This is a genomic window from Polymorphobacter sp. PAMC 29334 (genome assembly GCF_019431245.1).
GTDB lineage: Bacteria > Pseudomonadota > Alphaproteobacteria > Sphingomonadales > Sphingomonadaceae > Polymorphobacter_B > Polymorphobacter_B megasporae.
Map to the genome: position 1 here is coordinate 2,710,982 of NZ_CP080243.1, position 22,941 is coordinate 2,733,922.

The window sequence follows — 22,941 nt, forward strand, 5'->3', positions numbered from 1 at the left end:
CTATCCTCGCTCCGTGATCGCCACCCTCCTCCTCGCCGCGCTCGGCATGACCGCGATCGTCGCGGTCCGCTATTTCGCGGTGTCGGGCGCGTTCGCGGCGCTGACCCTTCGCCTCCACCCCGATGCCGGGCCGGTGGCGGCGAAGCGCGGGGCCCAGGTGCGGCGGGAGATCGGCTGGTCGCTGGTGTCGGCGGCGATCTACGGCGTGCCGGCGGGGCTCGCGGGGGTCGCGTGGCACGATTATGGGCTGACCGCGATCTACAGCGGGGCGCCATCGTTGGCGGGCTGGCTCTACGTGCCGCTATCGGTGCTGATTTATTTGTTCGTCCACGACACGTATTTCTACTGGACCCATCGCTGGATGCACCGCCCGAGGGTGTTCGCGGCGGTCCACGCCACCCACCACGCCAGCCGCCCGCCGACCGCGTGGGCGGCGATGTCGTTCCATCCGTGGGAGGCGCTGTCGGGAGCGCTGCTGATCCCGGCGCTGGTCTTCGTCGTGCCGATCCATATCGGAGCGCTGATGCTGGTGCTGACGATCATGACCTTCAACGGCGTGTCGAACCACATCGGCTGGGAGATCTACCCGCCGAGCTGGGTCGCCGGAGCATGGGGCCGGGTGATGATCACCGCCTCGCACCACCACCTCCACCACCGCCACTACCGCTGCAACTACGGCCTGTATTTCCGCTTCTGGGACAAGGTCTGCGGCACTGATCGCGGGTGGGCGGCAGAGTTGCTGCCGGACCGCGACGCCATCCTGACGCACTAAGGCCGCAAGGCCGCCTGACGCATTGACCCCCGCCGCCATCGGCGTACAACCACGTCGTCCCCGGGGGGCCGGTTCGTACCGGCTGAGAGGCAGTTGACGACTGCGACCCGCTGAACCTGATCCGGTTGATTCCGGCGGAGGGAGGGCGTCGCGGCAGCACCCCGCGCGTTCTCCTTAATTGGAGCGCGACGCATGGCCGACATCAACTCCCCGATCGAAATGCCCGTCACCACCGGCCCGCTGCCGGGGTCGCGCAAGATCCACGTCGCCGGACAGCTGTTCCCCGACCTGCGCGTCGCGATGCGCGAAGTCGTCCTCGAGGCGACCGCGAACGAGCCGCCGGTCCGCATCTACGACCCAAGCGGCCCGTACACCGACGCCGCCGCCATCATCGACATCCACCAGGGCCTGCCTGAACTCCGCCGCCCGTGGATCGAGGCGCGCGGCGACGTCGAGCGCTACCTGGGTCGCGAAGTGAAGCCCGAGGACAACGGCCTGACCGGGCGCGCCACCCTCGACGCCCGCGCCAATTCCGAAGCCTTCCCCCACGTCCAGCGCTCGCCGCTGCGGGCGCGCGCCGGGCACGCCGTCACCCAGATCGCCTACGCCCGCCGCGGCATCATCACCCCCGAGATGGAATATGTCGCGATCCGCGAGAATATCGGCCGCGCCAACCTCGCTGGCATCCGCGACGGCGAAGACTTCGGTGCCTCCATCCCCGACTACGTCACCCCCGAATTCGTCCGCGACGAGATCGCCCGCGGCCGCGCGATCATCCCGTCGAACATCAACCACCCCGAAGCCGAGCCGATGGCGATCGGGCGCAACTTCCTCGTCAAGATCAACGCCAACATCGGCAACTCCGCCGTCGCCAGCAGCGTCGCGGAGGAGGTCGAGAAGCTCGTTTGGTCGACCCGCTGGGGGGCCGACACCGTCATGGACCTGTCGACCGGGCGCAACATCCACACCACCCGCGAATGGATCATCCGCAACTCGCCGGTCCCGATCGGCACCGTGCCGATCTACCAGGCGCTCGAAAAGGTCGGCGGCATCGCCGAAGACCTGACGTGGGAAATCTACCGCGACACGCTGATCGAGCAGGCCGAGCAGGGCGTCGATTACTTTACCATCCACGCCGGCGTCCGCCTCGCCTACATCCATCTGACCGCGGCGCGCGTCACCGGGATCGTCAGCCGCGGCGGCTCGATCCACGCCAAATGGTGCCTCGCGCACCACAAGGAGAACTTCACCTACACCCACTTCGACGAGATCTGCGAGATCGCCCGCGCCTATGACATCTCGTTCAGCCTCGGTGACGGCCTGCGCCCCGGCAGCATCGCCGACGCCAACGACCGCGCCCAGTTCGCCGAGCTCGAGACGCTCGGCGAGCTGACCAAGGTCGCATGGGCGCGCGACTGCCAGGTGATGATCGAGGGCCCGGGGCACGTCCCCATGCACAAGATCAAGGTCAACATGGAAAAGCAGCTCGAAGTCTGCGGCGAGGCCCCGTTCTACACCCTCGGGCCGCTGACGACCGACATCGCGCCCGGCTACGACCATATCACCAGCGGGATCGGCGCGGCGATGATCGGCTGGTTCGGCTGCGCGATGCTCTGCTACGTCACCCCCAAGGAGCACCTCGGCCTGCCCGACCGCGACGACGTCAAGGTCGGCGTCATCACCTACAAAATCGCCGCCCACGCCGCCGACCTGGCGAAGGGCCACCCCGCCGCGCGGCTCCGCGACGACGCGCTCAGCCGCAGCCGCTTCGACTTCCGCTGGCGCGACCAGTTCAACCTCAGCCTCGACCCCGAAACCGCGCTCAAATACCACGACGAGACTCTCCCCGCCGAAGGCGCCAAGACCGCGCACTTCTGCAGCATGTGCGGCCCGAAGTTCTGCAGCATGAAGATCACGCGCGAAGTGCGGGAATATGCGGCGGGGATGAATACGGGGGAGATGGTCGCGGCGGGCGATGTCGCCGAGGCCGGGATGGCAGAGATGAGCGAGCTGTTCAAAGAGAAGGGCAGCGAGATTTATCTGCCTGCTATATAAGGACTGATAGGGGATCATTTTTGGGGAATTAGTTCGGTGGCAAATTTTAATTGGATATGCCCTCATTGTAACTATGCCCAAGTGGTTGGTCCGCAAAAGTTTGATGACAATACCAGTCATATCGAGATAAGTGGACTAGCAGAAGGCAGTCTTTCTTTTCGCGTCTGGGCTGTTGGATGCGCTAATAATGAATGTAGAAAAGTCACTATATCATTTTTTGTTCTGTTAGATAAGGCGACGCCAAACGGGTATTATATACCTGCTTCTGCACCATTATTTGCAAAGCGTGTTCTTCCGAATGGAACGTCTAAGCCTCAGCCAGAGTATATCCCTGCCGCACTTAGGGAAGATTATATTGAAGCTTGTAAGATCAAGGATGACAGTCCTAAAGCAGCTGCCACGTTAGCGCGTCGTTGTTTGCAGGGAATGATTCGCGATTTTTGCGGGATAGCCAAGAGTACGTTGGATCAAGAAATCAAGGCTCTTGATACAATGCTTTCTAACGGCACATCACCGCTCGGTGTAAGTGCGGAATCAATTCTAGCCATCGATCAGGTTCGCGGGATTGGTAATATCGGCGCCCATATGGAGCGTGATATAAATCTTATCATCAACGTTGAGCCGGATGAAGCTCAGGCGCTTATCGAGCTGATCGAACTTCTTTTTGAGGAATGGTACGTTTCAAGACGAAAGCGTCAAAAGAACCTTGAACGTATTTCTGAGATTGCGACCGCTAAGAAAAAAGCAATAGCAGATGGTAGAGGTGCAAGCGCTCTTGCTCTTCCGTCTCCTGAAGGTGCTTAAACTCGATCTCGTAGTATCTTAGTCGTTGCCGGATATTCATGCTGTAAGCCTCAATAATGATACCGGCACGACAGCACCTCTAGCGCCTGCCCCTCCCCCGTCCCGCGCACCCGGTACACCAGCCGATGCTCCGTCGTGATCCGGCGCGACCACCAGCCGGTCAGGTTGCGCTTTAGCGGTTCAGGCTTGCCGGTACCGCGAAACGGATCGCGGCGGCATTCGGCGATCAGCGCGTTGATCCGGGCGAGGACTTTCCGATCCTCGTCGATCCACGTCAGGTATTCGGTCCAGGCGTCGGCGTCGAATGTAACCTTCACGGCTCGATGAGCTCGTGCCCCTCACCGAGCCCGGCATCGAGCCGGGCGATGCCGTCCATCAAGTGCTTCGCGTTCGCCGGGGACGACAGCAGGTACAACGTTTCCTCCATCGCCTCCCAGTCGCTTTGCGCAACCATGACGACGCTTTCGCCGCGCTGACGGGTGATCACCACCGGCGCGCGGTCGGCAACGACGCGGTCCATCACCGCCTTGAGGTTGGCGCGGGTCTCGGAAAAGCTGAGGGCGTACATGGGATGAGTTGTACCATACGTTGTACAAAAGACAACGGGGATTAAGTCGCTCGTTCCGCAACCCATTCCGCAGCCCGCTCTGCCACCCCCGCCGTCATCTCCGGCTCCGCTACGATCACCCGAAGATACGCCAGCACCGCCTCCGGCGGTCGCTCGAAGCCTGACTCGTAGCCTGCGTATTCCTCCGCCGGCATCGCATAGCGCGCGGCAAAGTCATCCTTCGTCAGGCCGAGGCGGGCGCGAAGCATCCGCAGCGCACGCGCAACGTGCCCGCGTTCGACACTGGCGACGCTGACATCAAAATCTCCGAGATCGTCGGGATCAGCCGGAATTGCGATCGTCGTCTCTTTGTTCATTCGCGCCCGCCCTGCCGCCTTGATCTTCTCCGGGTCGAGCGGCTCGAGGCCGCCGCTCGCAATCCCCTCGGCCCACGCCGCGCGAAGGTCCGCCAGCTTTGCCGCGCGGATCTCGCGCGCGTGCTTCCAATGGCGCAATGCGTCACGGATGACCTCGCTCGTCGTCGCATAGTCGCCCGAGGCGACCGCATGCTGGACGTCGGTCGCGAGTTCATCGGTAAGCGCGATACTGATCTTCTGGACTGAACCCATGTGTGCCTCCGGTAGCAATTGGTCATACCATGTTGCGTGCGCCGGGTTCAAGCTGCCAGCGCCGCACGCTGTTGCCACCGGGCATCCTACACCGACAAACCACGCCGTCGCCGTAACAAACCCTGTCCTACACCCCGCCCCCGCGAGCATAGACTCGTCGATGACAAACCCAGCCCCCTCGCGCTCGACCTGGACCCGGACTTTCACCCCGGTGTTCACCCGCAACCGGCACGACGGGTGGACGAAGCAGAAGCAGGTCGGCTTCATCAATGCGCTCGCCGAAACCGGGTGCGTCACCGATGCGTGCCGCGCCGTCGGCATGTCGACCGAGAGCGCCTATGCCTTGCGGCGGCGCTACGACGCGATCGACTTTCGCATGTCGTGGGACCTCGCGCTCGACTATGCGGTGCATCGCCTTGCCGACGCGGCGCTCAGCCGGGCGATCCACGGCGTCGCGGTGCCGCATTATTACAAGGGCGAAGTCGTCGGCGAGCACCGGCGCTACAACGAAACCCTGACGATGTTCATTTTGCGCTACCGCGACCCGGTGATCTACGCCCGGAGCCGCGACCGGCAGAACGTCAACGACATCCATCCGGAGGTGCGCTCCGAAAACCTCGCGGTCGGCATCGACTGCATCCTCGGCGACGAATCGCGGAAATATTGCGAGGCGAACCACCGCGCGGAACAGGCGGCGGCGGACAAGGAGGACGACCTGAAGATCCTCGAGGCGCGCCGCGAAGCCGCGTATCAGGCGTATCTTCGCGCCGAGGACGCGGCGAAGGCGGCGGCGGCGGAGGCGGCTGCCATTGCGGCGGCGGCCACGGCAGCCGCCGAAGAGAGCGCGGCCAACGCGGCGCAAGCGGCACCACATCCGGCGGCGGACGAGCACTGTGCAGCCGCGCTCGCGGCGGGCGGCGTTGAGGATGCGCTCGCGCCCGAAGCATCCGAGGGTGCGGCCGAGGCGGCAGACATTGCGGGCGAGATTGCGGCGACCGCGACGGACTTGCCCTGTGCGCCGAATGACGGGGGCGCGATCGAGCGCTGGCAGCGGTACGACGCAGCGGAGGTGCAGGACGCTCGCGCGACGGACGGGAGCCGCACCGCAACCGGCACGGCGGCGGGCTTGGCGGTCGCTGAAGGCTCGCCGGACGGTGCTACGGAATCCGGCGGGGACGCTGCGTTTCATCGCGACGTGGCGTCAGGTTCGTCAACTTCCGGCGATGCGCCGCCGCCGCCATCTTCGACGCCGTCGCGTACAGGGGGGCCCGCGCCCGCGTCCGGCGGCAAGTGGGATACGGCGGCGATCATCGCCGCCGGTTACCGCATCGTCACCGCGGCGCCGCCGAGGCAGGGGTACGGCCCGCCGTACTGGGCGGAGCGGATTCGTTGATGGTGGCTGCTGTCGTTCCCGCGGCGTTCGTCGCAATTAAAGTCGACGATATGGATAATCAGGCAAAGTTCCGTTGTCGGCACATTTCGACCCGTAAATCATAAATCTGAAACAAATGATTGGATCGGAGACTCTGCGATGTACTAAAACTGCTACAGCGTGAGTCTGTACGCCATGATGTTATGCGTTCATGCTGCAGACATTAAATACGTCGGCGAAATGGCGGATGCAACGGAGCAACACTCTGTCAAAACCGGATCGACCGGTGCGACCATCCTGCCCTGATGACGTTCTGCCGCCGGGGTTTAACCACTACCCGATGGAGCAGTTATGTCATCTCGCGTATCCAAGTTGCTTTCCGCCGCCGCACTGGCGGGTCTCGCCACCACTGCCAACGCGCAGCTCTCGCCCAACCAAGCGAACGTCGCCGCCGCGATCACCACGCCCGTCGGCACGCCGACCGCCGCGACCGTCGCCGTCCAGACGTCGCTCGCCGGCGTGCCCACCAGCGCCCTCGCCGCCGCGTATTCGCAGTTCACCCCCGGCAGCTATTCCCTGCTCGGCGACCTGTCGATGCAGACCGCCGACTTCCAGGAAAGCGTCATCCGCCGTTACCTGCGCGACTTCCGCGCTGGCGGCACCGGCGTCCAGGGCGTTGCCGGCCAGGCTGCTCCCGGTGAGCGCAAGTACGGCTCGTTCCTCGTTGCCAACGGCCAGACCGGCCACTTCGACGCCAATGGCGATCGCAGCCGGACCGACTATGGCTCGCAGAACGTGATCGGCGGCATGGACCTTCGCTTCGGTGAGAAGTCGCTGATCGGCATCACCGGCGGCTACTCGAACGTCGACGCGCGTCTCGATCCGGGCAGCCGGAACAGCCGCATCGGCAATTGGTTCGGCGGCGGTTACGGTACGCTCGGCGTCGGCCCGCTGTATGTCGACCTGTTCGGCACCTACGGCGAAGGCAAGTACGACCTGCGCCGCTCGGTCAACTTCGGCGGAAACACCGTCACCCCGACCGACCTGAACTATTCGGCGAACACCCGTAGCCGGATCATCGTCGGCGGCGCGACCACCGGGCTGAGCTTCAACGAGTTCGGTTTCGAGTTCGAGCCCTTCGTCGGCGGCCGCTACACCAACGTGCGGATCAACGGCTTCACCGACGGCACCGACATCGGCGCGCTTTCGGTCGGCCGCGAGAAGTACGAGTCGGTTCTCGGCACCGCCGGACTTCGCATCGGCGCGGCGATCCCGCTCGGTGACGGCGTCTCGCTGCGTCCGGAAGTTCGCGGCGAATACCGTCACGAGTTCGAGCACTACGGCTCGCGCGGCTTCGACGTCGGCTTCGGCGGCGGCACGGGCGGCCTGAGCACCGTCGCGTTCTCGCCGACGCCTCTGGCCCGCGACTACGCCAAGGCCGGTGCAGGCCTGACGCTGAGCAGTGCGCACAGCCCGTTCTCGATCGTGCTCGACTATGACGGCACGTTCGCCCGCGATCGCACGATCAACGGCCTGACCGGCGGCTTCCGCCTGACGTTCTAATGGCTCCGGGGGGAGGACGGTCACCCCGTCCTCGCCCCAAGCCGCCAAGACGTTGGTAAGACACGAAAAAGGGCGCCGGTCAGATCTGACCGGCGCCCTTATCGTTGGTGGAGAGGCCGATCGCCTAGGCGCTCGCGACTTCCTTGGCGAAGACGCGAACCGGTTCCTTGGTGCCGCCGACGACGTCCTTGTCGACGACGACCTCGTCGACCCCGTCCATCCCGGGAAGCTCGAACATCGTGTCGAGAAGGATCGACTCCATGATCGACCGCAGCCCGCGCGCACCGGTGCGGCGCTCGATCGCACGCTTCGAGATCGCCGCGAGCGCATCGGTGGTGAACGACAGCTTGACCCCCTCCATCTCGAACAGCCGGGCATACTGCTTGCTCAGCGCGTTCTTCGGCTCAGTTAGGATCTTGATCAGCGCGCCCTCGTCGAGATCCTCGAGCGTGGCGATGACCGGGAGACGCCCGATGAACTCGGGGATCAGGCCGAACTTGAGCAGGTCCTCGGGCTCGCACTGGCGGAGCATCGCCCCGGTCCGGCGCTCGTCGGGACCGGCGACATGCGCGCCGAAGCCGATCGACTTGCCCTGGAGCCGGTCGCCGATGATCCGCTCGAGCCCGTTGAACGCGCCGCCACAGATGAACAGGATGTTGGTCGTGTCGACCTGGAGGAACTCCTGCTGCGGATGCTTGCGCCCGCCCTGCGGGGGAACGCTCGCGGTGGTGCCCTCCATGATCTTGAGCAGCGCCTGCTGGACGCCCTCGCCGCTGACGTCGCGGGTGATCGAGGGGTTGTCAGCCTTGCGGCTGATCTTGTCGATCTCGTCGATGTAGACGATCCCGCGCTGCGCCCGCTCGACGTTATAGTCGGACGCCTGGAGCAGCTTGAGAATGATGTTCTCGACATCCTCACCGACATAACCCGCCTCTGTCAGCGTCGTCGCGTCGGCCATCGTGAACGGCACGTCGAGGATGCGGGCGAGCGTCTGGGCAAGCAAGGTCTTGCCGCAACCGGTCGGCCCAACGAGCAGGATGTTCGACTTGGCGAGCTCGACTTCGGCACCCTTGGCACCGTGGTTGAGCCGCTTGTAGTGGTTGTGGACCGCGACCGACAGCACTCGCTTGGCGTGGTTTTGGCCGATCACATAATCGTCGAGCACCTTGCAGATCTCGCGCGGAGTCGGCACGCCGTCCTTGGTCTTCACCAAAGCGGTCTTGGTTTCCTCGCGGATGATGTCGTTGCAAAGCTCGACGCATTCGTCGCAGATGAACACCGTCGGTCCGGCAATGAGCTTGCGGACTTCGTGCTGGGACTTGCCGCAGAACGAGCAGTACAGCGTGTTCTTCGAGTCCCCGCCAGTCAATTTGGTCATGGGTATCCTTTCGCGCGAACGCGGTTCAGTCTAGCGGGTGTCGCTGCGGCGCGGCAACCCGTGATTATGCTTGCCGTCACGATAAAGTCACAAAGCGTCGGATATTTCGACGCCTCACGCAGCCTTCAGTGCCTCGCCTTCGAGCGGTGTCGGGCGCTTGTCGGTGACTTCGTCGATCAACCCAAAGACCTTCGCTTCCTCGGCCGACAGGAACTTGTCGCGCTCCATCGCCCGCTCGATGACGTCGAGGGTCTGGCCGGTGTGCTTGACGTATAGCTCGTTCATCGCATGCCGGACGCGGAGAATTTCCTTGGCCTGGATCTCGATGTCGGTCGCCTGGCCCTGCGCGCCGCCCGACGGCTGATGGATCATGATCCGCGAGTTCTTGAGCGCGACGCGCATCCCCGGCTCACCAGCGGCGAGGAGGAAACTGCCCATCGACGCGGCCTGGCCGATGCATACTGTCCCAACCTTGGGGCGGATATATTGCATCGTGTCATAGATCGCCATGCCGGCGGTGATCACGCCGCCCGGCGAGTTGATGTACATGTAAATGTCCTTCTTCGGGTTCTCTGACTCGAGGAAGAGCAGCTGCGCGACGATGAGCGAGGCCATGTGGTCCTCGACCTGCGCGGTGACGAAGATAATCCGCTCGCGCAGCAGGCGCGAGAAGATGTCGAAGGACCGCTCGCCGCGGTTCGACTGTTCGATGACGATGGGGACGAGGCCCCCGATGATGTCGGCGTGGTCGGGCATGGTGGCTCCGTGGGGTTCGGGCGAGGATTGCGTATTGCCAACATCGGCTCGAACGGCGCGGGCTTCAAGCCCCCTTGGGTCGCGGCACTTTCTGCACCCCGCCACTCCGGAGCAAACGTGAGCGGATAGAAGGAAGACCGCGCGTCACCCCGGCGCAAGTCGGGGTGACGACGAGGGCGTTACTCCGCCGCAGTCTTCTTCGCGCGCTTCGGCTTGGCGGCAGCAGCAGGCTCGGCGCCCGGCTCGACCGCAGCCTGCGGTTCGATCGCGGCGACGGGGTCGGTCTCGACCGGCTTGGCCTTCTTCGGCTTGGCCGCATTGGTCTGCGCTTCAACGGCGGCAGGCTCAGCTTCGGCGACGGCGGGTGCAGCTTCGGCCTCGGCAGCTACGGGCTCAGCCGCAGCTGGCTTGGCCTTCGCCTTCTTCACCTTGGGAGCCGGAGCATGATCGTGCCCAGCGTGATCATGCCCAGCGTGGTCATGGCCCGCATGGTCATGCCCGTGGTCGTGACCGCAATCCGGCCCGTGGACGTGTGCGCCGGGGGTCTCATCGTCGCTCTCGATCTCGGCCTGCAACGCCTCGCGCGACACGACGCGCTCGGTGACGTCGGCCTTGCCGATCAGGAAGTCGACGACCTTGTCTTCGTAGAGCGGAGCGCGGAGCTGGGCCGCCGCCATTGCATTCTCCTGGAAGTACTTGACCACCTGCGGCTGTTCGGCGCGGTCGTACTTGGTCGCCTCCTGCCCGATCAGACGGTTCATCTCTGCCTGGGTGACGGTGACGCCGTTCCCCTGCCCGATCTCCGACAGTAGCAGACCAAGGCGAACACGCCGCTCGGCGATCCGGCGATATTCGGCGCGGTCGTCGGCCTTCTTGGCATCGTCGCCTGAATCTTCGCCCTCGGCTTCGACCTGACGCCAGATCTGGTCAAACTCGGCGTCGACCATCGACTGCGGCACGGCGAAATCATGCGCCGACGCCAGCGTGTCGAGCAGCTTGCGCTTCATGTGCGTGCGGGTCATCGCGCCGAGCTCGGCGGTAACCTGGTCCTTGAGGATTTCACGCAGCGCCTCGATGCTGTCGATGCCGAAGCCCTTGGCAAAGGCATCGTCGAGCGCGACCGGGGCGGCGACTTCGACGCCGGTGACAGTGACAGCGAACTCGGCGTCGCGCCCGGTCAGATAGGCGACGTTATAATCGGTCGGGAAGGTCACCTTGACGGTGCGCGCCTCGCCGGCCTTGGCACCGATCAACTGGTTCTCGAAGCCGGGGATCAGCTGGCCCGAGCCGATCAGAATCTTCATCCCCTCGCCCTTGCCACCGTCGAACGGCTCGCCGTCGACGCTGCCGGCGAAGTCGACGACGACGGTGTCGCCGGTCGCGGCGGCATGGTCGGCGGGTGCGGGCTCGAACGACTTCTGCTGGTCGGCGAGCCGCTGGACGGCAGCATCGAGTTCGTCGTCACCGGGTTCGACGACGAGCTTCTCGAGCGCGATGCCGTCGATCTTCGGCGCGTCGATCACCGGCAGGACTTCGACGGCGACGGTGAAGTCGACGTCCTGGCCCTCGGCCGGCGGCGCGGCGAGATCGATCTGCGGCTGCATCGCGGGGCGCAGCGCGTGTTCGGCGATGAGCTGCTGCATCCCCTCGTTGACCGCTTCCTGTAGCGCGTCGGAGCGGAGCTGCGCGCCGTGCATCTTGCGGACGAGGTTGAGCGGCACCTTGCCGGGGCGGAAGCCGGGCATGCGGACCTGCGACGCGACCTTGCCGAGCTGCGCATCGACCTTGGCTTCGATGTCGGCGGCCGGGATCGAGACGCTGTATTCGCGCTTGAGGCCTTCGTTCAACGTCTCGGCAATACGCATTTTAAGTGTCCGTCTTTCAATAAGGCCGTGGTGCGGGCGAAGGGACTCGAACCCCCACATCTCACGATACTTGGACCTAAACCAAGCGCGTCTACCAATTCCGCCACGCCCGCGAGGGAAGCGCGGGCTTATACCAGTGACGCGGGTCGGTGCAAGTTAGCTGTGGAGCCACAGGCGGATCACCAGCCCGACGGCGGCGACCGTAGCGACTCCTGCCGCCCACAAGCCGACGAACCACGCCAGCCGCTTTGCGGTCGACGGCTCGGGGGCGCTCAATGATAGCCCTCGTGCCCGACCTTGCCGCGGAAGAGCCAATAGGCGTAGCCGGTGTAAGCGAGGATGATCGGCACCATGATCGCCACCCCGACGAGCATGAAGATCTGGCTCGATGCCGGCGCCGCCGCCTGATAGATCGTGATCTGCCCGGGGACGAGATACGGGAACATGCTGATCGCCAGACCGACGTAGCTGAGCGCGAACAATGTGAGCGTCAGCAGGAACGGCATCAGCTCGGCCTTCCGCGCGATCGCCCGGAAGAACAGCAACCCGGTGATGCCGGCGAGGATCGGCACCGGCGCGGCATAATAGATGCCCGGTGCGGTCAGCCAGCGATGGTAATATGCGGTCTTGAGGAACGGCGTCGCCGCGCTGACGGCGACGACTGCGACGATCGTGCCGATGCCGGCAAGCCACGCCAGCCGATACGCCCGCGCCTGGAGGTCGCCCTCGGCGCGCCAGATCAACCAGCATGCGCCGAGCAGCGCATAGCCGATAACGACCGCCGCGCCGGTGAGACAGGTGAATGGGCTCAGCCAGTCCCACCAGCCGCCGCCATAGCCGCGCCCGGTGACGGCGATGCCCTGCAGGATCGCCCCGAGGATCACCCCCTGTGCGAAGGCGGCGGTGATCGAGCCGCCGAAAAACGCGACATCCCACCGCCACGGGTGGGTCGTCCGTCCGCGAAACTCGAACGCCACACCGCGGAAGACCAATCCGAGCAGCATGAGGATGACGGGCACATAGACCGCCGGCATGATCACCGCATACGCGAGCGGGAACGCCGCGAGCAGTCCACCGCCGCCGAGGATCAGCCACGTTTCGTTGCCGTCCCACACAGGCGCAATCGAATTCATCGCTGAATTGCGGTCGTTGCCCTTGGTCAGCGCGGGGAACAGGATGCCGATGCCGAGGTCGAAGCCGTCCATCGCGACATAGGCGAATACCGCGAAAGCGATGATGCCAGCCCAGACGACGGTGAGATCGAAGCTGATGCCCATGTCCCTATTCCGCCGGGTTCATGACGGCATCGCCGTGCGTCTGGTGGACCGGGGTGAGACCCGCCGTCCGCGTCACCTGATCCTCGTCGGGCCCCTTTTCTCCCGGATGCGGCGAGTGGCCCATCAGCCGGAGGATGAACAATGTCCCGGCGCCGAAGACGAAGAAATAGACGACGATGAAGGCGATAAGCGACGCCGCCACCGCGGGGGCCTGGAGCGGCGAGACCGACTGGGCGGTGCGGAGGAGATGATAGACGGTAAACGGCTGGCGCCCGACCTCGGTCGTCATCCAGCCGGCGATCACCGCGACGAACCCGGTCGGCCCCATCACCACCGCCGCGCGGTGCAGCCACGGCCAGCCATACAGCTTGCCACTGGCGCGCGCGACGAGGCTCCACAGGCCAAGGCCGAACATGCCGACGCCGATCCCGACCATGACGCGGAAAGTCCAGAACAGGATGTACACCTGCGGCCAGTCGGCGCGCGGAAACTTGTCAAGCCCGTCGATCGGCGCATTCATGCTGCCCTTGAGAACGAGCGAGCCGAGCTTCGGAATCTCGATCGCGTGGCGCATCACCCCGGCCTTCTGGTCCGGAATACCGACGACGGTCAGCGGCGCACCGTTGGGGTGCGAGGTGAAATTGCCCTCCATCGCCGCGATCTTGGCGGGCTGGTAGGCGAGCGTGTTCGTTCCCTGCTCATGCCCAGCGAGGATCTGGATCGGCGCGACGATCGCCGCCATCCACATCGCCATCGAGAACATCACGCGGGTGCCCTCGCTCGGCCCTTCCTTGTGGCTGCGCTCGCGGAGGAGGTGCCAGCCGCCGACCCCGCCGACGACGAACGCGGTCGTCAGATACGCGCCCAGTACGGTGTGGACGAGCCGGTACGGCATGCTCGGGTTGAAGATGATCGCCAACCAGTCGGCGGGGACGAACTGCCCCTGCGGGTTGATCGCGTAGCCCTGCGGCGTCTGCATCCACGAATTGACGACGATGATCCAGAACGCCGAGATGAACGTCCCCGCCGCCACCGCGAACGTCGCGGTGAAGTGGAGTTTCTTGCCGACGCGCTCGAGACCGAACAGCATTACGCCGAGGAAGCCGGCCTCGAGGAAGAACGCAGTGAGCACCTCGTACGCCATCAGCGGGCCGACGACGGGCCCGGCCTTGTCGGAGAACACCGCCCAGTTGGTACCGAACTGGTACGCCATGACGATGCCCGACACCACGCCCATGCCGAACGCGATCGCGAAGATCTTCAACCAGTATTTGAACAGGACGAGGTAGGTATCGTTGCCCGTCTTCAGCCATAGCGCTTCGAGGACAAGGAGAAAGCTGGCCAGCCCGATCGAGAACGCCGGGAAGATGAAGTGGAACGAGATGGTGAAGCCGAACTGCGCACGGGCAAGATCGACGGCGGAGGCATGGTCAAACATCGGTCCGGTCCTTCCCGACGCATATAATAATGCGCCGTCAGTGATGCCGCGCGCGGATCGTCGCACGCAACCGTACCGAAGCCTCGCCGGCAGGAACGGCTATCCCGGCGCGGGACCCGCTGGACACGACGCCGCTCCCCTAGGAAACAGTCTATCGAAAGATGCCCGCCCCACGCCGATGCGTTATGACCGACTACCGCACAAAGGAACAGCCATGATCGTACGCTCTGCTGTGTTTGCCGCCATACTTGGGATGGCGTCCGCGGCTGCTCCAGCCTCTGCCGCCGACCTGCGCGACCTGTGTCCCGATCGCCCCGGCCGCTTGACCCCGGCGTGCATCGTCGACGCCGGCCACCTCCAAGTCGAAACCGGCGCGGTCGACTTCATCCACGACGCGACCGAAAGCGACATTACCGACACGCTGACGATCGCATCGACGACGCTCCGCTACGGCGTCACCAGCCACCTTGAGGCAGTCGCCGAGTGGAGCCCGTACGTCAGCGTTCGCGACCGGATGCGCGGCGGCGGTGCGACCGCCGACCGCGGCGTAGGCGACGTGCTGCTCGGTCTGAAGCAATCGCTGCTCAATCCGGACGGCAAGGGCGTATCGATCGCGCTCGCGCCGTTCGTCACGATCCCGACGGCAAAGTCGGCGATCGGTGCAGGATCGTCGACGCAGGGCCTTGTCGTCGCAGTCACGATCCCGTTGCCCGCCGATTTCTCGCTTGGCCTGTCGCCCGAATTCGACCGCCTGCCCAACAGCGGCGACCGCGGCCACCACGCCAGCTACACGATGATCGGCGGGTTGAGCCGCGCCTTCGGGGCGGTCACCCCCGGGGTCGAGCTCGCCGCGACGCAGGACAACGACCCGACCGGGCGGACGACCAAGGCGACCGCCGACTTCTTCGCCGCATGGATCCCGAAGTCGCTGCCGTCGGTTCAGTTCGACGTCGCGACCTATGTCGGGCTCAACCGCGATACCCCCGACGTCGAGGCGTATATTGGTGTCTCGAAACGCTTCTGACCCTTGAACTTTCGTTAAAAGGTCAGTATCATTGACCTAATCACTTGGGGAAGTTGATCATGGTAGCTGGCCTTCCGCCCGTCTCGCTCGACGACAAGTACCGTTTCACCGACGGCCGCGTCTTTATGTCCGGCACGCAGGCGCTGGTCCGCCTGCCGTTGGTTCAGCGCGCCCGCGACAGGGCCGCAGGGCTCAACACCGGCGGCTTTATCTCGGGGTATCGCGGCTCGCCTCTCGGCGGCTACGATCAGGAATTGTGGCGCGCGAAAAAGCTCCTTGCCGCTGAGAACATCGTCTTCGTCCCCGGCATCAACGAGGAACTCGGCGCGACCGCGGTGTGGGGCACCCAGCATGTCGGGATGCGTCCGGGCGCGACCGTCGATGGCGTCTTCGGGATCTGGTACGGCAAGGGCCCCGGGCTCGACCGCGCGATGGACGTCATCAAGCACGCCAACGCCGCGGGCACGACCCCACACGGCGGCGTCCTGGCGATCGTCGGCGACGACCATGGCGCGAAATCGAGCACCCTGCCCCATCAGTCCGACCACAACTTCCAGGCGGCGTTCGTCCCGTTCCTGTCCCCCGCGAGCGTCCACGAGTTCGTCGAATACGGGCTGCTCGGGATCGCCATGTCGCGCTTCGCCGGGACGTGGGTCGGCTTCAAGGCGACCGCCGACACCGTCGAGACCTCCGCGACGATCGACCTCGCCATCGAGCAGCGCCGGATCATCCTGCCGCCGTTCGACTTCCCCGAGGGCGGCATCCACATCCGCGGCGGCGACATCTGGCGCGAGGAGGACACCCGCCTCCAGCGCTACAAGGGCTTCGCCGCGATGGCCTTCGCCAAGGCGAACGGCATCGACCGCATCGTCTGGGAGACCCCCAACCCGCGCTTCGGCATCGTCACCACCGGCAAGGCGTTCGCCGACACGATGGAGGCGCTTTCCGAGCTCGGCATCGACGCACACATCGCGAGCCAGATCGGCCTGCGCGTCTACAAGGTTGGGATGCCGTGGCCATTGGAGCCCGACGGCATCCGTGCTTTCGCCGAAGGCCTCGAGGAAGTCCTCGTCATCGAGGAAAAGCGCGAGTTTATCGAGCATCAGCTCCGCTGGCAGCTCTACAACTGGCGCGAAGCCGTCCGTCCGCGCGTCGTCGGCAAGCACGACGAGAACGGCGACTGGCTTCTGTCACCCGACAACGAGCTGACCCCCGGCACGATCGCCCACGTCATCGCCGCGCGCATCCAGCGCTACTACGATACCGACGCGATCCGCGGACGGCTGGCGTTCTTCAACGACCAGGACCGCAAGGCCGCTGCCTACGAGACGCCGATCAAGCGCACCCCATATTTCTGCTCGGGCTGCCCGCACAACACCTCGACCAAGGCCCCCGACGGCGCGCGGACGCTCGCCGGCATCGGCTGCCACATCATGGCGCTGTGGATGGACCGCGCCGAGACCTTCACCCAGATGGGCGGCGAGGGCGTGACGTGGGTCGGCGAGGCGCCGTTCACCTCCGAGAAGCACGTCTTCGCCAACCTCGGCGACGGGACCTACTTCCACTCAGGGCTGCTCGCGATCCGCCAGTCGATCGCGGCGAAGGTCAACATCACCTACAAGATCCTGTTCAACGATGCGGTCGCGATGACCGGCGGCCAGACCCACGACGGCGAGCTCGACGTTCCCTCGATCGCCGCGCAGATGGTCGCCGAGCATGCGGTGAAGACCGTCGTCCTGACCGAGGACCTGTCGCGTTATGAAGGCGTTACGCTGCCGTCTTCAGTCCGTTTGTTGGACCGCAGCGCGCTGCCCGCGATTCAGGACGAGATGGCGGCGACCCCTGGTTGCACCGTCATTATCTTCGACCAGACCTGCGCCGCCGAGAAGCGCCGCCGCCGCAAGCGCAAGCAGCTCGTCGATCCCGAGCAGCGCGTCTTCATAAACGCTGCGGTCTGCGAGGGCTGCGGCGACTGCTCGGTCCAGTCGAACTGCGTCTCGATCGAGCCGGTCGAGACCGAATTCGGCCGCAAGCGCCGGATCAATCAGTCGAGCTGCAATAAGGACTATAGCTGCCTCAAGGGCTTCTGCCCGTCGTTCGTCACCGTCGAGGGCGCGACGATCAAGAAGGCCAAGGCGACAAGCGACCTCGACCTGTCAGGCGTCCCCGAGCCGGTCCTTCCCGCGCCGGGACACGGGTACAACATCATGGTCACCGGCATCGGCGGGACCGGCGTGCTGACGGTGTCGGCATTGCTTGGCACCGCCGGGCACCTTGAAGGCCTCGCCGCAACGACCGCAGACATGGCGGGGATGGCGCAAAAGGGCGGCGCGGTTTACTCGGCGGTCCGGCTCGCAGCGTCGAACGACGACCTGACCTCGCCCCGCATCATCGCCGGCGGCGCCGACCTCGTGCTGGCGTGCGACGCCGTCGTCGCCGCCGACAAGGCGACGCAGACGCTGATGGTGCCGACGCGGACTGCCGTCGTCGCCAACGGCGATATCGCCCCGACGAGCGACTTCGTCCGCAACCGCGACATCGACTTCCGCTCGCATCTCGTTGAAAAGGCGATCCGCAAGGCGGCGAACCCGAACGCGACGAGCTTCATCGCCGCCGACACGATCGCTACTGCGTTGCTCGGCGATGCGATCGGCGCGAACATCCTGCTGATGGGCTATGCATGGCAGTCGGGGCTGATCCCGCTGAGCCTCGCGAGCATCGACGGCGCAATCGAATTGAACGGCGTCGCGATCCCGTTCAACAAGCGGGCGTTCGCCTTGGGCCGTTTGCTCGCGCATTCGCCGCAGACGGTGACGGCGATGGTCGAGGCCGCGCGCGGCCCGGTCGCCGCGCCGCCGTCGACCACCCTCCCCGAGCTAATCGAGCGCCGCATCGCCGACCTGACCGCGTATCAGGACGCCGCCTATGCGAGCAAGTTCAGTGACTTGGTCGCGCGCGTTGCCACGCACGGCGACGATCGGCTGACCGAGGCGGTGGCGCGCTCGGCGTACAAGCTGCTCGCGTATAAGGACGAGTATGAGGTCGGGCGGCTGTACAGCGACGGGCGTTTCCGTGCCTCGTTTGCCGCGCAGTTCGAGGGTGGCAAGCCTGCGCGTGTCCAGCTGTCGCCGCCGATCTTTGCACGGACCGATCCCGCAACCGGCCGCCCGAAGAAGTACAGCTTTGGCCCTTGGATCTTTTCGGCGTTCGGCGTGCTCGCGAAGCTTAAAGGGCTACGCGGCACCGTATTCGACCCGTTCGGCTATAGCGAAGAACGCCGCCACGAACGCGCCGCGTTCGGCGACTATGCTGCGAAGGTCGATCGCCTGCTCGCCGGGTTGACCCCCGACAACCGCAGCCTCGCGATCGAGATCGCGGCTCTTCCCCTCGCGGTCCGCGGCTTCGGCCCGGTCAAGGCGGCGGCGGCGCTCAAGGTCGCAGGCGAGGAAGCGGCGCTTTGGGCGAAGTGGCCGGGCGAGGCGATCCGGGCGGCGGCGTGAGTCGAGGGCATAGTCAGGTTGGACCATCCCGAAATCTTCACTGCAAGATCGCCGTCCCGCCGAAAACCGGGGATCGGGATGGGTGCCACCGAGTACGCCGCATGCGCAATTCTAATACGAACGCGGACCTGCATTGTTTAAGACGCGAGCGTTCCGCGCACGATCCAAGACGGGATCAGAGTTACCTCGGGCAAGTTAGGCGCAAACTCAGATTTCTAACCCGTCGTAACAAAGCAAGCCTTGCCCACCTCGGTCAGCTTGGCGCACGCCGCCTTCGCCGCATCGCGCGTTGCATACGGCCCCATCTGAAGCTTCACCACCGGGCCGTCGGTCGCAAAGATGGGCTTGGCCGGCGCCGCGCTTTCCTTGACGCTTGCCCATGCATTGTCGGCAAGCTTCCGCGCTGAGAACGCCCCAAGCTGGACCCGCCAGCCGTCGGGCTTATGAGTCACCGGCTTGTCGATCGTCTCGAACGGCTTCAGCGTGGCAGTCTGCACCGGCTTTGCTGGCGTCGCAGTCGCCGCCTTTGTCGATAGTGTCGTGACCGTCCTCGCGGGCGCGGTCGCGAGCGGATCGGCCAACGCCGTCCGCGCAGGCGCGAGCGCCACCGGTTTCGATGCGGGCACGTCGGTCGTCGCGATCGCCGACGGCGCAGTTGCCGGATTGGTCGGGAGCGCATGTGCCGGCGCGGCCTGGAACGCAGGGTTCGTGACGCGTGCCGCTGCCGCCGCATCGGCTTGCGCCGGGGTCGGCTGCGGGATCGGCCGCGCGGCAATGACTTCTGGCGGGGTCGCACGGACGGGCGGGGTCGTCGTCCGCGTCACCGTCGTGGTGCGCGAGGTGTCGACCGACGCGGTTCTCGACTGCGCGGAAGACATCGGAATATTGGACGCTGTCGCCACGCCGGCCGTGCCTACTGTCGGCACGGGGTTCGGCGGCGTGACAATCGGCGTGCGGGCCTGTGCGGACACTTGTGCGGGCGGCTGAGTGGGGGCCGAAGTGGCGCGCATCGCCGCGATCTCGGCTGCGGTTGGCGGGGTCCTGATCGGCGCGACCATCCGCGGCCCGGTCGCCGCGGCAAGTGCGGGGGGCACTCCGGCCCCGGCGGCGAGACTGGCGGCGACCGCCTCGCCCGCGGTCCGGTCGGCCGGAGACAGGCCGGGCGTAATACTGCCGAGCGCGGTTACGGCTTGTGGTAGGCCGCTTGCCTGCGCCCTCAACAGATAGGCGTAACCCAATGATTGTGAACGCGGCAGACCATCACCGTTAAACGCCGCGATACCGAGGACGTATTGCGCGCGCGCCTCGCCACGGTCCGCGGCGGTCCGTAGCCACTTGATGCTCTCGGGCTTCTCGCCCGCCTGGAACAGCGCGATGCCGAGGTTGGCCTGCGCCGGGAGATGCCCCTTCACCGCCGCCTTGCGGTACCAGTCACGTGCCACGGCGGCGTCGATCGGCACCCCGCGCCCGAGCTTGTACGCCTGCCCGATATTGAACATCGCGTCGGGATCGCCAGCGTTGGCAAAGGGTTGCCACATCGCCACGGCCCCCGGGTAGTCCCCGGCGCGCCACAGCTCGACCCCCTGCTTGATGCTCGGTCCCGGGGCCGCGGCGGGCGCGGCAGTCACCGGAACCGGGACCCGCTTCGCCGCAACCAGCAGCAGCGCGGCACTTGCGAGCGCGACCTTTACAGCGTCCATGCGATCTCGCCTCCTTTGACCGTCATCGTTACCCGGCCCTGCATCGGCAGGCCGTCGAACGGGGTGTTTCCTGCCGCCGCCGCCATCGTCTGGGCATCGATCCGCCACGGCGCGCCGGGGTCGAATACGATCAGGTCGGCCGGGGCACCTGCCTCGAGCCGTCCGCCGGGCAGCCCGAACAGCGCCGCCGGGGCGCTCGTCATCGTCGCCAGCAGCGCCGGCCACGACATATCATGGTCGCGGACCAGCGTCCCCGCGAGCGCGAGCAGCGTCTCCGCCCCGACCATGCCCGGGGCGGCATCGGCGAACGGCAAGCGCTTGTCCTCCTGCGTTCGCGGGTCATGGCCGCTGGCGACGACGTCGATCGTGCCGTCGGCGATCCCGGCGAGGACCGCGCGCCGGTCGTCGTCATGGCGCAGCGGCGGCGACAGGCGGGCGAAGCTGCGGTAGCCGCTAACCGATTGCTCGCCCAACAGGAAATGGCCCGGGGTGACCCCGCACGTCACGCGAGTGCCCGCGGCCTTAGCGGCGCGGACGAGGTCGATGCTCTCGGCGGTCGTGACCTGCCGGATATGGAGCCGCGCGCCGGTCGCTGCCGCGAGGCGCAGGTCGCGGGCGACCGCAATCGCCTCGGCAAAGGCCGGCGCAGCGGGGAGGCCGAGCCGGGTGGCGAACTCACCCGCGGTCGCCACCGCGCCGACGGTTAGCGCGGCGTTCTCGGCATGGGTGACGACGACGAGGTCGAAGCCGCTGGCATATTGGAGCAGCCGGAGCATGACCCCGGCGTCGGCGATCGCCCCGCGCCCGGTTGCGACGCCCACGGCTCCAGCTTCCTGGCACAGCCCGATCTCGGCGAGCTCGACCCCCGCAAGCCCCTGCGTACCCGCTGCGAGCGGGTGGACCCAGACATGTGGCTTTCCGATCCGCTGGGCGAACTCGATCAGCGCCGGATCGTCGAGCGGCGGGCTGCGGTCGGGCATCAGGACGACGCGGGTGATCCCCCCGGCTAAACATGCCGGAGCGTCGGCGGCGAAGACCCCAGCGTCGATCAGCCCAGGGGCGACGATCCGCTCGCCGCAGTCGATGACACGGGCATCGGCTGGGATCGCCCCGTCGATCGACTCGATCACCCGGTCGCGGACGACGACCGAGCCAAGCGCGTCGCGACCGCTCGCCGGGTCGATCACACGGGCGTTGGTGAAGGCGATCACCACCCCGGGACGCCCCGCGACCGCCGCGTCAGCACGTCGAGGCACGCCATCCGGACCGCGACGCCCATCTCGACCTGCTCGCTTATCGCCGAGCGGGCGATGTCGTCGGCGACCGCGGTGTCGATCTCGACCCCCCGGTTCATCGGCCCCGGATGCATGACCAGCACGTCGGGCTTGGCCGCCGCGAGCCGCGCTGCGGTCAAGCCGTAGAAGTGGAAGTATTCGCGGGTCGAGGGAACGTACGCCCCACTCATCCGCTCGCGCTGGAGGCGAAGCATCATCACCACGTCGGCGCCGTCGAGCCCCGCATCCATGTCGGTGTAGACGTCGACCCCGAGCCGGTCGACGTCGGCCCCGACCAGCGTTGGGGGGGCGACCGCGCGGACCTTCGCCCCGAGGCTGCCGAGGAGCTGGAAGTTCGACCGCGCCACCCGGCTGTGCAGGATATCGCCGCAGATCGCGACGGTCAGCCCCTCGATACGCCCCTTGCGCCGCCGGATGGTCAACGCGTCGAGCAGCGCCTGCGTCGGATGCTCGTGACGCCCGTCGCCGGCATTCAAGACCGGGCAGTCGACCTTTTCGGCGATCAGCTGGACCGCCCCCGACTCGCCGTGGCGGATGACGATGATGTCGGGATGCATCGCGTTGAGGGTCAGCGCGGTGTCGAGCAGGGTCTCGCCCTTCTTCACCGACGACGCCGCGACGGTCATGTTGACGACATCGGCCCCGAGCCGCTTGCCGGCGATCTCGAAGCTGAGCAGCGTTCGGGTCGAGTTCTCGAAGAAGGCGTTGATCAGCGTCAGCCCCGCCAGCCGGTCGTCGCGCTTGCGCAGGCCTCGGTTGACCTCGATCCAGCCCTCGGCCTGATCGAGCAGCCAGGTGATCTCCCACGGCTTCAACTCGGCAATGCCGAGCAGATGGCGATGGGGAAAAGGGTGGACGCCTTCGGGCAGCACGCTCTGCAGGGGGGGTGGCGTCATCGCGCTTCGTCTAGCCGCTATGACAACATTCTGGAAGGGCGAGCCGACGCGGCAGCGGCACGGCTCAACC

Annotated in this window: 19 protein-coding genes, 1 tRNA gene and 1 riboswitch; of the genes, 7 read left to right on the top strand and 13 right to left on the bottom strand. The window is 66.0% G+C overall.

Annotated elements, in window-relative coordinates:
* Positions 1-13 precede the first annotated feature (13 nt).
* The 3 genes from KZX46_RS16575 to KZX46_RS16585 all read left to right on the top strand — a co-directional run bounded on the left by KZX46_RS16575 (position 14) and on the right by KZX46_RS16585 (position 3,631).
* Positions 14-772: a sterol desaturase family protein gene (locus KZX46_RS16575; protein WP_219774895.1), complete on the top strand. Its 759-nt coding sequence runs from the start codon at positions 14-16 to the stop codon at positions 770-772.
* A 51-nt stretch (positions 773-823) separates the two neighbouring features.
* Positions 824-932, top strand: a riboswitch (TPP riboswitch).
* A 32-nt stretch (positions 933-964) separates the two neighbouring features.
* Positions 965-2,827: a phosphomethylpyrimidine synthase ThiC gene (thiC, locus tag KZX46_RS16580; RefSeq protein ID WP_219774896.1), complete on the top strand. Its 1,863-nt coding sequence runs from the start codon at positions 965-967 to the stop codon at positions 2,825-2,827.
* Positions 2,828-2,863: 36 nt separating this feature from the next.
* On the top strand, positions 2,864-3,631 hold the full coding sequence (locus KZX46_RS16585) for a DUF4145 domain-containing protein (RefSeq protein ID WP_226896005.1): 768 nt from the start codon (positions 2,864-2,866) through the stop codon (positions 3,629-3,631).
* 50 nt (positions 3,632-3,681) lie between these two features.
* Here the strand turns inward: KZX46_RS16585 and KZX46_RS16590 are convergent, their stop codons facing one another.
* From KZX46_RS16590 to KZX46_RS16600, 3 genes are read right to left on the bottom strand one after another with little or no spacing between them, the layout of a single operon-like run.
* On the bottom strand, positions 3,682-3,948 hold the full coding sequence (locus tag KZX46_RS16590; protein ID WP_219774897.1) for a Txe/YoeB family addiction module toxin: 267 nt from the start codon (positions 3,946-3,948) through the stop codon (positions 3,682-3,684).
* Entirely contained in the window at positions 3,945-4,199 is a 255-nt protein-coding gene (locus KZX46_RS16595; protein ID WP_219774898.1) for a type II toxin-antitoxin system Phd/YefM family antitoxin, read from the bottom strand. The genes KZX46_RS16590 and KZX46_RS16595 overlap by 4 nt, the downstream gene beginning before the upstream one ends.
* A 41-nt stretch (positions 4,200-4,240) precedes the next feature.
* Positions 4,241-4,807, bottom strand: a complete 567-nt coding sequence (locus tag KZX46_RS16600; protein WP_219774899.1) for a type II toxin-antitoxin system ParD family antitoxin — start codon at positions 4,805-4,807, stop codon at positions 4,241-4,243.
* Positions 4,808-4,967: 160 nt separating this feature from the next.
* On the opposite strand from KZX46_RS16600, the gene KZX46_RS16605 reads away from it, so the two are divergent.
* Both KZX46_RS16605 and KZX46_RS16610 read left to right on the top strand, forming a co-directional pair.
* On the top strand, positions 4,968-6,200 hold the full coding sequence (locus tag KZX46_RS16605) for a hypothetical protein (RefSeq protein WP_219774900.1): 1,233 nt from the start codon (positions 4,968-4,970) through the stop codon (positions 6,198-6,200).
* 330 nt (positions 6,201-6,530) lie between these two features.
* Positions 6,531-7,742: an autotransporter outer membrane beta-barrel domain-containing protein gene (locus tag KZX46_RS16610; RefSeq protein ID WP_219774901.1), complete on the top strand. Its 1,212-nt coding sequence runs from the start codon at positions 6,531-6,533 to the stop codon at positions 7,740-7,742.
* Positions 7,743-7,866: 124 nt separating this feature from the next.
* Here KZX46_RS16610 and clpX read toward each other — a convergent pair whose 3' ends face one another.
* The 7 genes from clpX to KZX46_RS16645 form a co-directional block, all read right to left on the bottom strand.
* The gene (gene clpX, locus KZX46_RS16615) at positions 7,867-9,120 is read right to left on the bottom strand and encodes an ATP-dependent Clp protease ATP-binding subunit ClpX (protein WP_216707903.1); all 1,254 of its coding nucleotides are present in this window, start codon (positions 9,118-9,120) and stop codon (positions 7,867-7,869) included.
* A gap of 114 nt (positions 9,121-9,234) precedes the next feature.
* The gene (gene clpP / locus KZX46_RS16620; protein WP_216707904.1) at positions 9,235-9,876 is read right to left on the bottom strand and encodes an ATP-dependent Clp endopeptidase proteolytic subunit ClpP; all 642 of its coding nucleotides are present in this window, start codon (positions 9,874-9,876) and stop codon (positions 9,235-9,237) included.
* A gap of 179 nt (positions 9,877-10,055) precedes the next feature.
* Complete coding sequence (gene tig / locus KZX46_RS16625) at positions 10,056-11,741, bottom strand: trigger factor (RefSeq protein WP_219774902.1); 1,686 nt, start codon at positions 11,739-11,741, stop codon at positions 10,056-10,058.
* Between the two features lie 28 nt (positions 11,742-11,769).
* A tRNA-Leu gene (locus KZX46_RS16630) sits at positions 11,770-11,854 on the bottom strand.
* 43 nt (positions 11,855-11,897) lie between these two features.
* Positions 11,898-12,017 carry a DUF2474 family protein gene (locus KZX46_RS16635; protein ID WP_219774903.1) on the bottom strand — a complete coding sequence of 40 codons (120 nt, stop codon included), beginning with the start codon at positions 12,015-12,017 and terminating at the stop codon, positions 11,898-11,900.
* Positions 12,014-13,018: a cytochrome d ubiquinol oxidase subunit II gene (cydB, locus tag KZX46_RS16640; protein WP_219774904.1), complete on the bottom strand. Its 1,005-nt coding sequence runs from the start codon at positions 13,016-13,018 to the stop codon at positions 12,014-12,016. The genes KZX46_RS16635 and cydB overlap by 4 nt, the downstream gene beginning before the upstream one ends.
* A 4-nt stretch (positions 13,019-13,022) precedes the next feature.
* Complete coding sequence (locus tag KZX46_RS16645; RefSeq protein ID WP_219774905.1) at positions 13,023-14,456, bottom strand: cytochrome ubiquinol oxidase subunit I; 1,434 nt, start codon at positions 14,454-14,456, stop codon at positions 13,023-13,025.
* A 214-nt stretch (positions 14,457-14,670) separates the two neighbouring features.
* Between KZX46_RS16645 and KZX46_RS16650 the strand changes: the two genes are divergently transcribed.
* On the top strand, positions 14,671-15,480 hold the full coding sequence (locus tag KZX46_RS16650) for a transporter (RefSeq protein WP_219774906.1): 810 nt from the start codon (positions 14,671-14,673) through the stop codon (positions 15,478-15,480).
* 59 nt (positions 15,481-15,539) lie between these two features.
* Positions 15,540-18,980 (top strand): indolepyruvate ferredoxin oxidoreductase family protein, encoded by a 3,441-nt coding sequence (locus KZX46_RS16655; RefSeq protein ID WP_219774907.1) that lies wholly within the window; start codon positions 15,540-15,542, stop codon positions 18,978-18,980.
* Between the two features lie 215 nt (positions 18,981-19,195).
* On the opposite strand, the gene KZX46_RS16660 is transcribed toward KZX46_RS16655, so the two are convergent.
* Genes KZX46_RS16660 through KZX46_RS16670 form a run of 3 tightly spaced genes read right to left on the bottom strand, consistent with a single transcriptional unit; the run spans position 19,196 to position 22,871 of the window.
* A complete protein-coding gene (locus KZX46_RS16660) occupies positions 19,196-20,680 on the bottom strand; it encodes an SPOR domain-containing protein (RefSeq protein ID WP_219774908.1) in 1,485 nt (494 codons plus the stop codon).
* Positions 20,668-21,936: a dihydroorotase gene (locus KZX46_RS16665; protein WP_226896006.1), complete on the bottom strand. Its 1,269-nt coding sequence runs from the start codon at positions 21,934-21,936 to the stop codon at positions 20,668-20,670. The genes KZX46_RS16660 and KZX46_RS16665 overlap by 13 nt, the downstream gene beginning before the upstream one ends.
* On the bottom strand, positions 21,888-22,871 hold the full coding sequence (locus KZX46_RS16670) for an aspartate carbamoyltransferase catalytic subunit (protein WP_219774909.1): 984 nt from the start codon (positions 22,869-22,871) through the stop codon (positions 21,888-21,890). Before KZX46_RS16670 ends, KZX46_RS16665 begins: the two co-directional genes overlap by 49 nt.
* Positions 22,872-22,941: the final 70 nt, after the last annotated feature.

Coding starts and splice junctions, on each gene's coding strand:
- KZX46_RS16610 (WP_219774901.1), top strand. CDS start 6,531: ATGTCATCTCGCGTATCCAAGTTGCTTTCCGCCGCCGCACTGGCGGGT.
- clpX (WP_216707903.1), bottom strand. CDS start 9,120: ATGACCAAATTGACTGGCGGGGACTCGAAGAACACGCTGTACTGCTCG.
- thiC (WP_219774896.1), top strand. CDS start 965: ATGGCCGACATCAACTCCCCGATCGAAATGCCCGTCACCACCGGCCCG.
- clpP (WP_216707904.1), bottom strand. CDS start 9,876: ATGCCCGACCACGCCGACATCATCGGGGGCCTCGTCCCCATCGTCATC.
- tig (WP_219774902.1), bottom strand. CDS start 11,741: ATGCGTATTGCCGAGACGTTGAACGAAGGCCTCAAGCGCGAATACAGC.
- KZX46_RS16655 (WP_219774907.1), top strand. CDS start 15,540: ATGGTAGCTGGCCTTCCGCCCGTCTCGCTCGACGACAAGTACCGTTTC.
- KZX46_RS16600 (WP_219774899.1), bottom strand. CDS start 4,807: ATGGGTTCAGTCCAGAAGATCAGTATCGCGCTTACCGATGAACTCGCG.
- KZX46_RS16660 (WP_219774908.1), bottom strand. CDS start 20,680: ATGGACGCTGTAAAGGTCGCGCTCGCAAGTGCCGCGCTGCTGCTGGTT.
- KZX46_RS16645 (WP_219774905.1), bottom strand. CDS start 14,456: ATGTTTGACCATGCCTCCGCCGTCGATCTTGCCCGTGCGCAGTTCGGC.
- KZX46_RS16605 (WP_219774900.1), top strand. CDS start 4,968: ATGACAAACCCAGCCCCCTCGCGCTCGACCTGGACCCGGACTTTCACC.
- KZX46_RS16670 (WP_219774909.1), bottom strand. CDS start 22,871: ATGACGCCACCCCCCCTGCAGAGCGTGCTGCCCGAAGGCGTCCACCCT.
- KZX46_RS16650 (WP_219774906.1), top strand. CDS start 14,671: ATGATCGTACGCTCTGCTGTGTTTGCCGCCATACTTGGGATGGCGTCC.
- cydB (WP_219774904.1), bottom strand. CDS start 13,018: ATGGGCATCAGCTTCGATCTCACCGTCGTCTGGGCTGGCATCATCGCT.
- KZX46_RS16595 (WP_219774898.1), bottom strand. CDS start 4,199: ATGTACGCCCTCAGCTTTTCCGAGACCCGCGCCAACCTCAAGGCGGTG.